Here is a 15,465-nt window from a genome sequence, read left to right as displayed (position 1 = left end):
GCAGCCAATCAGGCGCTGATCCAAACCTCGACGGGCACATCATCCTGACACAGGGCCAGACGGATGGGGAGTTCCGCCACAGGGCCGCCAGCGCGCGCGCGCTCATAGACGGCCCGCTTGGCCGCGCCGCCGATCTGCAACAGGATATGGCGGCTGGAGAGGATCGTCCGGGCGCTGAGCGACAGGCGCTGGTGCGGCGCGGCGGGCGGGGATATAGCGAGCGTCATCGCCCGGGTCGCCAGCCCCTCGGCCAGTTCGGCGGCATCGGGGAACAGGGAGGCCGTGTGCCCATCCTCACCCATGCCCAGCACGACGATGTCGAGCGGCCATGGCAGGGCGGCGATGGCCGTTTCGCATTCCGCCTGCCCGGCATGGGCGTCGGCGGCGCCATTCTTCATCGACACGAACCGGGCGGCGGCGGCCGCGCCATGGAGCAGATTTTCGCGGACCAGCCGTTCATTGCTGTCGGCGTGGTCGGGCGCGACCCAGCGTTCATCGACCAGCGTGACGATGACTTTCGACCAGTCCACATCGCTGACCGACAAGGCGCGCAGCATAGGAATGGGGGATCGCCCGCCCGACAGGGCCAGCGTCGCGACCCCACGCGCTGCAATGGCCTCGTTCAGCAGGGCCGCAATCCGCCCGGCCATCGCCGCAGCCGCCGTTGCGCCATCGGCGCAATGATGCTCGGTCAGCATGGCTCGCCCGCGTCCGGCAGGGTGCAGATGTCGATCCAATCCGCCCCCGTCAGCGCCGCCAGACGGTCAGGCGTGATCTCGACCGAAGCGGTGCGCGATCCCGCCGCCGGGAACACCGTTTCGAACGCGCGCAGCGATATGTCGCAATAAACCGGCAGGGGCGTGGCCAGCCCGAATGGACAGACGCCGCCGACCGGATGGCCGGTGATCGCCTCCACTTCATCCGCGCCCAGCATACGGGGCTTGGCGCCCAGCGCGGCCTTGGCCTTGCCATTGTTGAGCCGCGCGTCGCCCCGCGCGCAGACCAGCACCACCCGGTCGCCCGCGCGCAGCGACAAAGTCTTGGCGATGCGCGCCGGTTCGACGCCCAGCGCTGCGGCCGCCTCGATAACGGTGGCGGTGCTGGCCCCCTGATCGATGACGGCAAGATCGGGGGCCTTCGCCGCCAGGAATGCGATGACCGATTGCGCGCTCATTCACCGCGAATTTCATTGAGCTTGCGCTCCCATGCCAGCGCATGGGTGACGATCTGGTCGAGGTCGGCATGGCGCGGCTGCCAGGGGAAGGCATCCATGATCGCGCGATTATCGGAAATCAGCGCGTCGGGATCGCCCGGGCGTCGGCCTTCCATCCGCCGGTCGATCTTCCTATTGGTGACGCGGTCCACCGCATCGAGCACTTCGAGCACGGAGAAGCCCCGGCCATAGCCGCAATTGAGCATGTAATTGCGGTCAGGCTCCGCCATCAGCGCGTCGAGCGCCAGCACATGGGCGTCGGCCAGATCGCTGACATGGATATAGTCGCGCACCCCGGTGCCGTCGGGCGTGTCGAAATCCGTCCCGAACACGCCGACATGGCTGCGCTTGCCCAACGCCGCCTCCACCGCCACCTTGATCAGGTGGGTGGCGCCCGCCGTCGATTGTCCCGTGCGACCCTGCGGATCGGCGCCCGCGACGTTGAAGTAACGCAGCGCGCAGAAGTTCATGGGGTGCGCCGCCGCCACGTCGCGCAGCATAAATTCGGTCATCAGCTTCGACATGCCATAGGGATTGATCGGCCGTTGCGGCGTCGTCTCTTTCACCGGGCTTTCGTCGGGAATGCCATAGGTGGCGGCGGTCGAGGAGAAGATGAAATGGGGCACGCCCACGCGCACCGCGCTCTCGATCAGGTCGCGGGTCTTGGCGCTGTTGTTATGATAATATTTCAGCGGGTTTTCAACGGATTCGGGGACGACCACCGATCCTGCAAAATGCATGATCGCGCCCACGCCATGGTCGCGCAGCGTCGCTTCCACCAGCGGCTGGTCGGCGATGTCGCCCCGGACCAACGGCACGTCGTCGGGCACCGCCCATGCAAAGCCGGTGACCAGATTGTCGATCACCACCACGCCATGGCCAGCATCCTTCAGCGCCAGCACCGCGTGACTGCCGATATAGCCCGCGCCGCCCGTGACAAGGACCGTGGTTTTGCCGCTCATGGATGGAGGTCTCCCGACGATGATGATGCCGGGAGACCTAAACCATGACCGTTACGATTTATAGCCCCATCATGCTGCGGCGCGGGAAGGCGCCGGGCGATAGAATGCGGCGCCGCTGGCCGCCATGTCCCGCAATTGCTGTGTCGGCGCAAAGCGATCACCATGGGCGGCGGCGAGCCGGTCGAGCACGGCCACGACATGGGCGATCCCCACCGTGTCCATGTGCGAAAACGGCCCGCCGGTATAAGGCGCAAAGCCCCAACCGAAAATGGCGCCGATGTCGCCATCCTCCGGCGTTTCCAGCACGCCTTCGGCAAAGCAGCGGGCGCATTCGATCAGCTGGCGATAGAGCAGCCGCTCCTTCACCCCCTCGACATCGGGCTGGTCACCGGTCCGCGGGAACAGGTCGGCAAGGCCGGGCCACAGATGCTTCTTCCCGCCTTCGGGATAATCATACCAGCCCTTGCCATTCTTGCGGCCCAACCGCCCCAGTTCGACCATCCGCCCCATCAGTTCGTCGGAGCGTTGCGGCACATAGGCGTCGCCCAGTTCCTTCTTCGCGGCGAGGACGATCCTGTTGCCCAGTTCGATCGACACTTCGTCGCCCACCGCCAAAGGCCCGACCGGCATGCCCAGTTGCCGCCCGGCATTTTCGATAAGGGCGGGGTTGATGCCTTCAGCCACCATTTCCACACCCTCCTGCACATAGGTGCCGAAACAGCGCGAGGTGTAGAAGCCGCGCGAGTCATTGACGACAATCGGCGTCTTCCTGATCTGGGCGACGAAATCGAGCGCCTTGGCGATGGCGGCCGGGCCGGTCTTTTCGCCCAGGATGATTTCCACCAGCGGCATTTTTTCGACCGGCGAGAAGAAATGAACGCCGATGAAATTTTCAGGCTTGCTCCAGGCCTTCGCCAGTTTCGTGATCGGCAGGGTGGATGTGTTGGAGCCGAAGATCGTGTCCGCGCCCAGCACCGCCTCGACCTTCTTCGTGACCTCGGCCTTGATGCTTGCATCCTCGAACACCGCCTCGATGACGAAATCGCATCCGGCGAGCGCGGCGAAATCGGTGGTCGGCGTGACGCGGGCGAGGGTGGCCGCCATCTTTTCGGGCGTCATGCCGCGGCCCAGCCGCTTTTTCAGAACCTCCTCGACATGGGCCTTGCCTTTTTCCGCATAGGCCATGTCGCGGTCGAACAGGATGACCTCCATGCCCGCCTGCGCCGCGACGGTGGCGATGCCGGCCCCCATCATGCCCGCGCCCAGCATGGCGAGCTTCATGGTCGGGGCCCTGGGCTCGTCCTTGGGCCGCCGCGCGCCGCGTTCTGCCGCCTGCTTGTTGACGAACAGGCTGCGGATCATGTTGCCCGCCTGCGGATCGGCCGCGACCTTGGCGAAATATTTGCTTTCCACCCGGATCGCCCGGTCGAAGGGCAGGGACGCGCCTTCGTAAACAGCCGACAGCAGGGCGATGGGCGCGTTCATGTTCCGCTGCGTCTGTTTCAGCGTCATCGGCAGCGCGCCGACCATGGTCTGCACGAAGCCGGGGTTGAATTGCCCCGCGCCGCCGGGGAATTTGAATCCCTTGACGTCCCATGGCTGGGTGCTGGCGGTCGGGTTGGCCTTCACCCATGCGCGCGCGGCCTCGACCGCCGTGCCCTGCGGCACGACCTGGTCAACGACCTTCATCATGCCCGCTTCGGCCGGGCGCATCAGCTTGCCCTGCAACATCGTCATCAGCGCCATCTGCACGCCCATGATGCGCGGCAGGCGCTGCGATCCGCCGCCGCCGGGGAACAGGCCGATCAATATTTCGGGCAGGCCCAGTTGCGTCTTCGGGTTGTCGCCCACAACCCGGTGGTGGCAGGCGAGCGCCAGTTCAAAGCCGCCGCCCGCGCAGGTGCCCTCAATGGCGCAGGCGACCGGCTTGCCGCATGTCTCCAGCCGCCGGAACAACTGATTGAGCACGAAAACCTTGTCGAAAATATCGGCCGGGGCGGGTGGCCTGCCGCCCGCGCTGACCAGCATCGACCCGAAATATTTAAGGTCCATGCCGGCCATGAAGCCGCTGTCCTTGCCCGACGCGATCACCGCGCCCTTGATGGCCTCCTCACTCGAAATGCGGGTGATCGCCGCGTCCAGATCGGCCAGGAAATCGGGACCGATGACGTTCATCGACTGGCCCGGCACGTCGATGGTCAGCGTGGCGATGCCGTCGGCGTCGATATCGAAGCGGATGGTTTCCATGATAAATCTCTCCTGTTCGCCGCCGCTCATATACGCTCGATGATGATGCCGGTGCCCATCCCAGCGCCCACGCACAGGTTGATGAGCGCCGTGCCTTTGCCCGATCGTTCCAGTTCGTCGAGCGCGACGCCCAGCACCATCGCCCCGGTCGCGCCCAGCGGGTGGCCCATGGCGATGGCCCCGCCATTGACGTTGATCTGGCTGTGGTCGAGGTCCATCGCCTGCATGTAGCGCAGCACGACGCTGGCAAAGGCTTCGTTCAGTTCCCACAGGTCAATGTCGGCGGCGGCCATCCCTGCGCGGGCGAGCAGCTTACCCGCCACGAATTCCGGCCCGGTCAGCATGATCAGCGGTTCCGACCCGATGGAGGCCATGGCCCTGATCCGCGCACGGGGCTTCAGCCCATATTTGTCGCCGATGTCCTTGCCGCCCACCAGCACGGCGGCCGCGCCATCGACGATGCCCGACGAATTGCCCGCATGATGGACATGGTTCACCCGCTCCAGTTCGGGATAGCGCAACAGGGCGACGATATCGAAGCCGGGCATGTCCTCGCCCAGAGCGGCGAAACTGGGCTTGAGCGCGGCGAGCGACTGCATGGTGGTTTCGGGGCGCATATGTTCGTCATGGTCGAGCACGACTGCACCCATCACGTCCTTCACCGGGATGATCGACCGGGCGAAGCGGCCTTCGTCCCATGCCATTTTCGCACGCTTCTGGCTTTCGACGGCATAGGCGTCGGCGTCGTCGCGGCTGATGCCGAATTTGGTGGCGATGACGTCCGCGCCAATGCCCTGCGGCGCGAAATAGGTTTTGTAGGCGACGGCCGGGTCCATGGCGATGGCGCCGCCGTCCGACGCCATGGGCACGCGGCTCATGGACTCAACGCCGCCGCCGATGGCGAACAACGCCTCGCCCGATAGCACCTTGGCCGCCGCGATGTTCACCGCCTCCAGCCCCGACGCGCAGAAACGGTTGACCTGAACGCCTGGCGTCGTCTGCGCATAATCGGCGTTCAGCGCGGCCGTGCGGGCGATGTCTGCGCCCTGTTCGCCCACCGGCGTGACGCAGCCCAGGATCACATCGTCGACATCGGCGGTGTCGATGCCGGTGCGGTCGCGCACCGCGGCAAGCACCTGAGTGGCCAGTTGCACGGACGTGATTTCGTGCAGGGCGCCATCGGGCCGCCCCCGCCCGCGCGGCGTGCGCACGGCATCATAGATATAGGCTTCCATTGCGCGCATCCTCTCCATGAGACGAACATTCTGCGTCAAAATTTATTTACGTTTACGTAAAGTGCAAGGGGTTTTTGTCAGAAATGGCGGCTGGAGGAAGCGGAAATCGGGGGCAAAAGCGCAGGCTTGGCAGTGCCGTAGCGTCGGTGGCCCGGCGCCGGGTTGAGCGAGAAGCGACTGGGTTGGCAGCCTTCCCGGTTCAACAGGGGGCAGGACGCTCGGGAGAAAAGAAAATGCCGCCCCGGTTAAGGGCGGCATTTTCCAGATAGGCAGGTCAATGAACCGCCCGGCCGACCCGCTGACGGGCGTTGGCCGGGCCGTCAGATCAGATCACCACGAAATCCGCATTGGTGAGCGCCAGTCCCGCCGTCAATTTTGCGAACAACACCGGCGCCAGTGCGCCATTGCCGTCCTGATCGTAGAAGACGAAGCCGCTGACGCTGTTGTAGAAGATGCGGTCGTCGGCATCCAGCGCGCTGGTGCCGATGCGGAAGGCGTTGGCGTTGAGCGTGCCGAGCGGCCCGATCGCGGTGAAGATCGCGTCATCCAGATCCATCGTGTCCGCCGGCACGCTGAAGTCGAGGATGCGGTCGACGTTGGAGGCGCCCAGCGCGGTGTCGAACACGAAATGGTCGGCTCCGCCGCTGCCGGTCAGATTGTCACTGCCCAGACCGCCGTTGATGGTGTCGCCGCCATTGGCGCCGGTGATGGTGTTGTTGAGCGTATTGCCGTTCAGCGTCTGGCCGGCGCTCAGCGAGCCGATCAGATTCTCGACATTGGCGCCCAGCGTGTAGCTGGCAAGGCCGGTGCGAACGGTGTCGCTGCCTTCAGCGGCCGCTTCCGTCACCACGTCGCCGGCATTGTCGACGACATAGGTGTCGTCGCCCAGGCCGCCGATCATCGTGTCTGCGCCGGTTCCGCCATTGATCGAGTCATTGCCCGCGGCGCCGGTGATGGTGTTGGCCAGCGTGTTGCCGGTCAGCATCTGTCCGGCGGCCAGCGTGCCGCGCAGATTTTCGACATTGGCGGCCAGCGCATAGCTGGACAGGGTGGTGCGCACCTCGTCCGTGCCCTGACCGGCAGATTCCACGACCACGTCGCCGACATTGTCGACGATGAAGATGTCGTTCCCGGCAAGGCCGGTCATCGTGTCCGCGCCGACGCCGCCGTTGATGGTGTCGTTGCCGCTGAAGCCGCGGATGATGTTGTCGAGCGTATTGCCGACCAGCAATTGCCCGGCCGCCGACGTGCCCGTCAGCTTTTCGACATTGGCGGCCAGCGCATAGCTGGCCAGCACCGTGCGCACTTCGTCGGCGGTGCCTTCGTCGAGCAGTTCGGTCACCACGTCGCCGGCATTGTCGAGATAATAGGTGTCGTTGCCGCGCCCGCCGATCATCGTGTCGGCGCCCGATGCGCCGTTGATGATGTCGGCGCCGATCGCGCCGGTAATGGTGTTATCGAGCGTGTTTCCAGTGAGCGACTGGCCCGCGCTGAGCACGCCCTGCAGATTTTCGACATTGGCGGCCAGCGCGTATGTGGCAAGGCCAGTGCGGACGGTATCGATCCCTTCGCCGGCCGCTTCGGTCACGACATCGCTGGCATTGTCGACGACGTAGATGTCGTCGCCCAGTCCGCCGATCATCGTGTCGATGCCAGCCCCACCGTTGAGCGTATCGTTGCCTCCGCCTGCGGTGATAATGTTGTTCAGCGTGTTGCCGACAAGGTTTTGACCGCTGTCCAAGGTACCGATCAGACGTTCGACATTGGCGGTAAGCATATAGGCAGCTGTTGAGGCATGGACGATGTCATTGCCTTCACCGGCATTTTCGACGACGACATCGCCGTCATTGTCGACATAATATCTGTCGCTGTCCGCACCGCCGAACATATAGTCGGCGCCCTGGCCGCCATCCAATATGTCGCTGCCGGCATAGCTGCGGATGGTGTCGCTGCCGCGCATGCCCATCAATTGGTTCGCAAGGCTGTTGCCCTGGATCAGGTCGTCGCCGTCGCCGGTCACTGCATTTTCAATGTCGGTGCCATTGGCGATGCGGATGAACTGGGTGCCGTTGATCGACGAATAGGCGTTCTGGTCGAGGCGCAGGACGATGTCGCCGCTGATCGCCGCCATGTTCAGCCAGTCGGTGCCGCCATCGGTATCGCTGACGGTCCGGCGGCTGGGGTCCAGCATCGCCATCAACTGGAATTCGTCGGTGAAGTGATAGGTGTCGCTGGAATCGTTTGTGGTGCCATGGAAGGTGATCTGCACGGAATTGAGCGTGCCCGAATCCGCGCCGACGACGTCGTTGATGGACAGTATCCAGTTGCCCGCCGTATTTTCGCCGCGCAGCCCCTGGATGCCATAGGTCCAGGTCAGGCCACCGTCGGCCGCCGAGGAATTGCCCGCCGTGCGGTCCTCCAGAATATAGCGGTCGCCGGTCGGCGAGATCAGCGAGATGATGAGGTCGCTCATGAAGCTGTGCGTGTAGTTGAGCGTGACCTGCACATTCTCCATCGTCTGATCGAAGGGAATGTTGAACGCGTAGGTATTGTCGGTCAGGTCGGCCAGCGCCATGGCGGGCGACGCGAAGAAGCTGATCGTGTTGTTGCCCGCCGTCGACGTATGGGCGCTGTCGAACAGGCTCCATACTTCGGCCATGCGCACGGCGTTATAGGCGTTGACCATGCCAAAACCGTAATTGTTGTGGAAATGCATGCCGCCGCCGTTCCAGTTGGTGGCGCCGTTGATTTTCCAGATGTCGTTTTCGAACGTGCCGGGCGTGGTCGACACCAGCGAGCTGCCGGTATGGGTCGCCGACATCGCCAAAATGTCCTGCACGTCGCGCCAGCCCAGCCCCGCATTGGCGTCGAGCATCAGGGTGACGACGCCGCTGACGATCGGCGTGGCGGCCGACGTGCCGCCGAAATCGTCGGTATAGTCATAGCTGCCGGCCGGATCGCCGCGCAGATTGTAACCAGCAGTGCCGGTCAGGTCGGTGGTGACGATGCCCAGCCCGCCGTTGGATTCAAATTCGCTGCCCGGCGCGGACACCAGGATGTTGGCGCCATGGTTGGAATAGGATGCGGCAAAGCCGGAATCGCCGACCGCCGCCACGTCGATGACGAAGCGGGCGGAGTTGGAGCCTTCGGCATTGGCGTTGCGCGATTCATTGCCCGCCGCCTTCAGGACGATCGTGCCCAACCCGCCGCGGCCGGTGTCGGCGACATTCTGCCAGCCCGCCACGGTTTCGGCGGCGAAGCTGCCCGCCGTGTTGCGGTTCTGGAACGCGGCATAACCCGGCGTCGATCCCCAGCTGTTGTTGACGACATCGAACGCATTATAGGCGACCGCCGCGAAGAAGCCGGTCGGCGTCCCCGCGTTGATGAACAGGTCGCTCGACGAATCGAAGATGTTGACGCTGGTCAGGCTGGCGCCAAAGGCGATGCCGACCGTGCCTTCGTCATTGGCTTCCGCGCCGATCAGGCCCGCGACGGATGTGCCGTGCGGCCCGGTCGCGCCGGTATTGGGGATCGAGCCGTTATAGGAAAATTCCAGCGCGGCGTTGTAATTGTCGTTCAGATCCGTGTGGGTCTGCTCGATGCCCTCGTCATAAACGCCGACATTCACGCCCGAGCCGTTATATTCTTCCCAGATGGCGCGGATGTTGCCGATCCGGTCGAAATGCCACTGTCTGTCGAACAGCGGATCTGTGGGGTTAAAAGGCATCGCTTTATCCTTTCGTTATAATGGCGCGCGCCTGTGGGACTGTGCGTGCCGCCATGTTGGATTTTTTAGCTGGAGGATGAGGGTGTTATGATGCGCGCGACCAGAAAGGCCGGGCCTTGTTGACAGGTGGACATCATGATGGGCCGCCCGACGACCGTCACGGAAGCGCCGACCGGCGCATCCTTGCGATTGACGCCCTGAAGCGCGAAGACGCGGCCATCCGACAGATGCAGCAGGGGACAGACCACGCCGGCCTGCACCGTGCCGCTGATCGTCTGTTCAGGTTCTGCCTGCACGATGGCCACCGGCGGCATCATGGCGAAGGTATCGGGTGGAACAAGCCGCCCGTGCGCACCTTACCGGAAATCTGGCATTCCAAGTCAAGCATGGCCTGCATCCCTTTCAGGGCGTAAAACAGCAGCGCCGGAAAAGGCGCACATGCGACTCGATTTATGTTGTGGCGTCAGATTGCGGCATCATCACCGCCATTTCAAGCACTATACGCTGTAACCCGGGGTAGAATTGGCTTTTTCTTCGGAACAGGCGCAAGCCGCAAGATCAATGTCGGGCGACGGTCCGGCTGGGCTGCCTGGCGTTTGACGATGGCGCCGGATTGGGGTTGAAGGGGCCGTGCCCCAAACTCCCTCGCCCCAGCCCGCTGTCTCGCCTTTCGCCAGCCCCCTGTTCAAGCGCGTATGGCTGGCCAGCATCCTGTCCAATTTCGGCGGGCTGATCCAGTCCGTGGGCGCCGCATGGCTGATGACGGCGTTGACATCGTCTTCCCAGATGGTGGCGCTGGTCCAGGCCTCCACGGCCTTGCCCTTGATGCTGCTGTCGCTGCTGTCGGGGGCCATGGCCGACAATCTGGAACGGCGCACGGTCATGCTGGCGGCGCAGTTTTTCATGCTCGTGACGTCATTGTTGCTGACCTGGTGCGCATGGGCGGGGTGGCTGACGCCCTGGATTTTGCTGGCCTTCACCTTTGCCATCGGCTGCGGAACGGCGATCCATGCCCCGGCATGGCAGGCGTCCGTGGCCGACATGGTTCCGCGCGCGGCGCTCCCCCGCGCGGTCGCCTATAACAGCATGGGATTCAACATCGCGCGCAGTGTCGGGCCGGCGCTGGGCGGCTTCATTGTCGCGGCGGCCGGCGCCGGCTGCGCCTTCATGGTCAATACGGTCAGCTATGTCGCGTTGATCCTCGTCCTGCTGCGCTGGCGGCCGGCGCCGCGATCGGGTGGCGCGGGCAGGGAGCCGCTGGCGCGCGCGATGGCGGCGGGGATACGCTATGCCGCGATGTCGCCCAATATGCGCCTGGTGCTGCTCCGCGCCGCGCTGTTCGGCGGCGTGGGCAGCATCATGCTGGCGCTGATGCCGTTGATCGCGCGCGACCTGGTGGTGGGCGGGCCGACGATATTTGGCCTGCTGCTGGGCGCTTTTGGCGTCGGAGCGGTTGCGGGAGCCTTGTCGACAGGTCGTTTGAGCGCCCGGTTGTCCACCGAAGCGATGGTGCGGACCGGCGCCGCGCTGATGGCCGTCGGCTGTGCGGGGGTGGCGCTGGGCGGGTACATGATTGTCTGCGTCATGGCCGTCGCCGCTGCTGGCGCGGGATGGGTGATGTCGCTATCCACCTTCAACGTGACAATACAGTTGTCGACGCCGCGCTGGGTGGCGGCGCGGGCGCTGGCGCTTTATCAGATGTCCGCCTTTGGCGGGATGGCGGCGGGTAGCTGGCTCTTCGGGCTGCTGGCGGAGCATGAAGGCGTCGCGACAGCCCTGCTTGCGGCGGCGGCCGGGCAGGTCGCCGTCCTGTTGCTCGGCGTCATCCTGCCCATCGTGGATGTTGGCGATGACAATCTGGACCCTCTGGGATCCTGGCGCGAGCCGGAGGTGGCGGTTCCCATCGAACCGCGCAGCGGGCCGATCGTCATTTCCATCGAATATCGGGTCGACCCTCACGACGCTAACGCCTTTGTCGAGGCGATGGGGGAGAGGCGTCGCATCCGCCTGCGCGATGGGGCGCGGGGTTGGACGCTCATGCGCGACCTGGGCGACCCCGCCCTGTGGATCGAGCGTTATCATGTCGCGACCTGGGCCGATTATGTCCGCCACAATCTGCGCCGCACGTTGGCCGACACGGAAAACGGCGACAGGCTGCGGTTGCTGCATCGGGGCGACTGGCCGCCGACCGTCCACCGCATGCTCGAACGTCCGGCCGGGGCGCATCACGGCGCGGATGCAACGGACGTGCGCACGCTGTCCGATGCGATGACCGACCCCAGTCGTTCAAGCTAGGGCAGAGTAACCCTATACGTAAAAGTCCTGCTTGTCCGCCTGACGCCAAATGGAAACAAAGGCATGTTTCCATGATTTGCATGAAGATCGTCGTCCCGTTTTGATCCTTTGGTCGCATGTCTGTTGCCATGGCGAGGGCGGCGACCGATGATCGGCGCGGTTTTATTGCATTTTCGGTTGGAGAGTCGTGATGGCTGGTCGGTTCAATGTCGCCAGGGGCGGAATGCCGGAACGGGACGCGCGCTCGTCCATCGGCTATGCGCCGCTCAATGCGCAACCGCTGTCGAACGCGACGCCATCCTTATACGAAGACTCCAACTATCACTATGCGCTGGGCGATCCGCCGCTGACGATCAGCGATACGACTCATGGCTTGGACAGCATAATCTTCGGCGCGGGCATCAACTTTTCCGACCTGCAACTGGTGCGCAATGGGGACGATCTTATTATCTCGGTCGGAGGCAACCCCGCCGTCCTGGTGGTGGGTCACTTCGAGATCGAATATTATTATGACGAGGGCGGATCTTACAGATGGATGCTCAACAATGCCCCGCATATGGTCGAGCAGCTTCGCTTCGCCGATGGAAGCATGTGGCGTCTGCGGGATATCAGCTTCCCCTTGACCGGAACCGAGGATGACGATGTCCTGACCGGCGTAACCTTTGGCGGCAATCCCCATGACGTGATTCATAGCCTGGGCGGAAATGATATCATCACCGGTGGAGAGGGTGATGACCAGATGTTTGGCGGCGACGGGAACGACTTGATCCGCGGTGGCGGCCTGGATCATGGTGTGAGCGACACAGGCGACGATCGGCTCGATGGCGGTGCGGGTGACGACGGTCTTTATGGCGAAGGCGGCAATGATACCTACATCGTCGGAACCGGCCATGATCGGGTTTGGGAGGCTCCCAATGAGGGCGAGGACACCCTCATCCTTTGGAACGGGATCACCAACGCGGATCTGACTTTCTCGCGCTACGTGCCGCCTGGCGCTACAAGCACGACCACAGATATTGTCATCACCAATAACCTGACGGGCGACTCTGTCCGCATAATCGACTATTTTGAAAGATTTCTGATCGACAACACTTACCAATATGCCGTGTTGTTCGAACATATCCTTTTGGGTGACGGAACGCCGATCAATGATCTGTCGACCCAGATGTGGGTGACCTATGGTTCCGATGGAGACGACCGGCTGCTTGGTACGGAGTTCAACGACGAGTTCGTGGCCAGCGCCGGGCATGACCGCATCTATGAACGGGTGGGGGAAGGCAATGACACGCTGACGCTATGGGCCGGAGCGACCTTGGCGGACATCAGCTTTGAACGGGTTGCGGACGAAAACTGGCGCGAGTCGTTCATCGATTTGCTGATCACCAACCGCCTGACTGGCGACACGATCCGAGTCGCTGACTATTTCGAAACCGGCTTCATCACGGGCGAGATCGAACGATACCGTCTGGCCGACGGCACGACCATCAACATGCGCGCGCGCAGCTGGGTGACCAACGGCACAGCTGGCTCGGACACGATTTATGGGGTCGATCCGGCCACCGGCGGAATGAACGACGTCATCAATGGCTTGGGCGGCAGCGACGCCATTTACGGGCTTGGCGGCAACGATATTTTGAACGGCGGAGACCATTCCGACACGATTTTCGGTGGCGACGGCAACGATATCCTCGATGGCGGGACGGGCAACGACACGCTCGACGGCGGGCTCGGCGACGACATCTTCCATGACGGCGCTGGCGATGACCGCCTCATCGGGCGCGACGGCAATGACGTGTTTTACATCCAGTCGGGACATGATGTCGTCGACGACATTTCCGGCACAGCCGATAAGCTCTATCTTTGGGCGGGCGTCACGTTCGCCCAACTTGAATTTTCGCGCATAGGCAATACCGATGGCCTGATCCGCAACAGCCTGACGGGCGATACCATACAGATTGCCAAATTCTTCATTATCCCCAATGGCGGGCTGGAGCAGATATGGCTGGGCGACGGCACGTTGATGCCCAGCATCGCCAACATGAACTTCGTCAATCGCGGTACGGACGGTGACGATACGATCTTCGGGGTCAGGGTGACCGGCGGTCGTAACGACGTGCTGCAGGGACTGGGCGGCAACGACCGTATGGAAAGCTTCGACGGCAATGACACGCTGGATGGCGGGGCCGGAGCCGACATGATGAAAGGTGGCGCAGGTCACGACCTTTATGTCGTCGACGATACGCGCGACCAGGTGATCGAGCTTGCCAATCAGGGCACCGACACCGTCCGCTCGCTACTGTTCCGTTACGCGCTGCCCGACAATGTCGAGAACCTGATCGCGTGGACGGCGGATGGGCAGACGCTGATCGGCAATGGCCTGGCCAACCGGGTCAGCGGCAATGCCGGGAACGACATATTGAACGGCGCGGGCGGCGCGGACGTGATGGTGGGCGCGGCGGGCGACGACCTCTATTATGTCAACGACGCGGGCGACGATGCGATCGAGGCCGATGGGCAGGGCGACGACAGCATCATCTCGGCTGTCACCTACAGCCTGACCGGCCGCTCGGTCGAAACGCTGACCCTGGTCGGCAATGCGGCGCTCAACGCCTTTGGCAATGAAGCCGCCAACACGCTGAACGGCAATGTCGCCGCCAATCTGCTGATGGGCAATGGCGGCAAAGACGCGCTGAACGGCTATGCTGGCGACGACATATTGAACGGCGGCGCGGGCGCGGACCGGATGGCTGGGGGCGTCGGCAATGATGTCTTCATCGTTGACCATACTACCGATCTGGTGATCGAACTGGCCGGGCAGGGCGTCGACGAAGTGCGGACCGGCCTCGGCAGCTATTGGTTGGCGGACGGGGTCGAGCGGTTGACCGGGACATTGAGCGGCGGCCAGACGCTGGTCGGCAACATGCTGGCGAACCGGATCATCGGGCGCCACGGCGATGACACCATCAACGGCCTGGCTGGCGCCGACGTGATGATCGGCGGGTTGGGCGATGATCTCTACTATGTCGACAACAGCAATGACCGCGTGGTCGAGGAGGCCAATGGCGGCAACGACAGCGTTTGGACCAAGGTCAGCTTCTCGCTCGCCGGGCAGCATATCGAAAATCTTACCCTGAATGGCCGGGGCGACATCGACGCCACGGGCAACGGCCTCGCCAACCGGTTGGGCGGCAATGGATATGACAACGACCTGCACGGCATGCTGGGCAACGACATCATGGGCGGCGGCTCGGGTCGTGACAATTTCTTCTTCGAAACGGCGCTGGGAGCCAACAACATTGACAGGATCTACGATTTTGCGGTCGCGGACGACAGCATCATGCTCGCCGCGTCGATCTTCACGGCGGCGGGCGCAGGCGGCATGCTGGGCGCTGCGGCCTTTCATGTCGGCGCGAGGGCGGCGGAAGCCGATGACCGCATCATCTATAATCCGCTGACCGGCTTCCTGTCCTACGACGCTGACGGCAATGGCGCAGGCGCGGCGGCCGTTTTCGGGCAGCTTGCCCCCGGCCTTGCCCTGACCCATGCCGATTTCGTGATCTTCTGATCGTTTGTTGCCCCACCATTGAAAGACAGCACGCTCATTCCACCGGCGATGGGCGCAATGGCTGGCGGACCGAATTGACGCTCTGAGCACCTACGTAAAATCCCGAATTGGATGCGCGGGCCGAAAGATAAATAATGCATATTTCCATCGTAATTGACGGAAATATGTATTTCATGACTATTTCGTAATTTTATTGCCGTCATGAGCATGGAGATAAAGCA

General features: G+C 63.3%; 9 protein-coding genes. 2 read left to right on the top strand and 7 right to left on the bottom strand.

Going from position 1 to position 15,465, the window contains the following annotated elements:
* Positions 1–8 precede the first annotated feature (8 nt).
* From pgl to GGR44_RS05250, 7 genes are all read right to left on the bottom strand, one after another.
* On the bottom strand, positions 9–698 hold the full coding sequence (pgl, locus tag GGR44_RS05280) for a 6-phosphogluconolactonase (protein WP_183954422.1): 690 nt from the start codon (positions 696–698) through the stop codon (positions 9–11).
* Positions 692–1,174, bottom strand: coding sequence for a YbaK/EbsC family protein (locus GGR44_RS05275; RefSeq protein ID WP_183954421.1), 483 nt, complete (start codon positions 1,172–1,174; stop codon positions 692–694). The genes pgl and GGR44_RS05275 overlap by 7 nt, the downstream gene beginning before the upstream one ends.
* Entirely contained in the window at positions 1,171–2,175 is a 1,005-nt protein-coding gene (gene galE, locus GGR44_RS05270; RefSeq protein WP_183954420.1) for a UDP-glucose 4-epimerase GalE, read from the bottom strand. Before galE ends, GGR44_RS05275 begins: the two co-directional genes overlap by 4 nt.
* Positions 2,176–2,244: 69 nt before the next feature.
* Positions 2,245–4,422, bottom strand: a complete 2,178-nt coding sequence (locus tag GGR44_RS05265) for a 3-hydroxyacyl-CoA dehydrogenase NAD-binding domain-containing protein (RefSeq protein ID WP_183954419.1) — start codon at positions 4,420–4,422, stop codon at positions 2,245–2,247.
* Positions 4,423–4,448: 26 nt separating this feature from the next.
* Positions 4,449–5,657: an acetyl-CoA C-acetyltransferase gene (locus GGR44_RS05260; protein WP_183954837.1), complete on the bottom strand. Its 1,209-nt coding sequence runs from the start codon at positions 5,655–5,657 to the stop codon at positions 4,449–4,451.
* Between the two features lie 325 nt (positions 5,658–5,982).
* Positions 5,983–9,384, bottom strand: a complete 3,402-nt coding sequence (locus GGR44_RS05255; protein WP_183954418.1) for a S8 family serine peptidase — start codon at positions 9,382–9,384, stop codon at positions 5,983–5,985.
* 65 nt (positions 9,385–9,449) lie between these two features.
* Positions 9,450–9,701 (bottom strand): hypothetical protein, encoded by a 252-nt coding sequence (locus GGR44_RS05250; RefSeq protein ID WP_183954417.1) that lies wholly within the window; start codon positions 9,699–9,701, stop codon positions 9,450–9,452.
* A 313-nt stretch (positions 9,702–10,014) separates the two neighbouring features.
* On the opposite strand from GGR44_RS05250, the gene GGR44_RS05245 reads away from it, so the two are divergent.
* Positions 10,015–11,679 (top strand): MFS transporter, encoded by a 1,665-nt coding sequence (locus GGR44_RS05245; RefSeq protein ID WP_183954416.1) that lies wholly within the window; start codon positions 10,015–10,017, stop codon positions 11,677–11,679.
* Between the two features lie 190 nt (positions 11,680–11,869).
* A complete protein-coding gene (locus tag GGR44_RS17075; protein WP_183954415.1) occupies positions 11,870–15,244 on the top strand; it encodes a calcium-binding protein in 3,375 nt (1,124 codons plus the stop codon).
* Positions 15,245–15,465 lie beyond the last annotated feature (221 nt).

Source organism: Sphingobium fontiphilum, from assembly GCF_014196635.1.
Lineage (GTDB): Bacteria > Pseudomonadota > Alphaproteobacteria > Sphingomonadales > Sphingomonadaceae > Sphingobium > Sphingobium fontiphilum.
The sequence above is the reverse complement of the archived record's forward strand: the minus strand, read 5'-3'. Positions and strand labels throughout refer to the sequence as shown.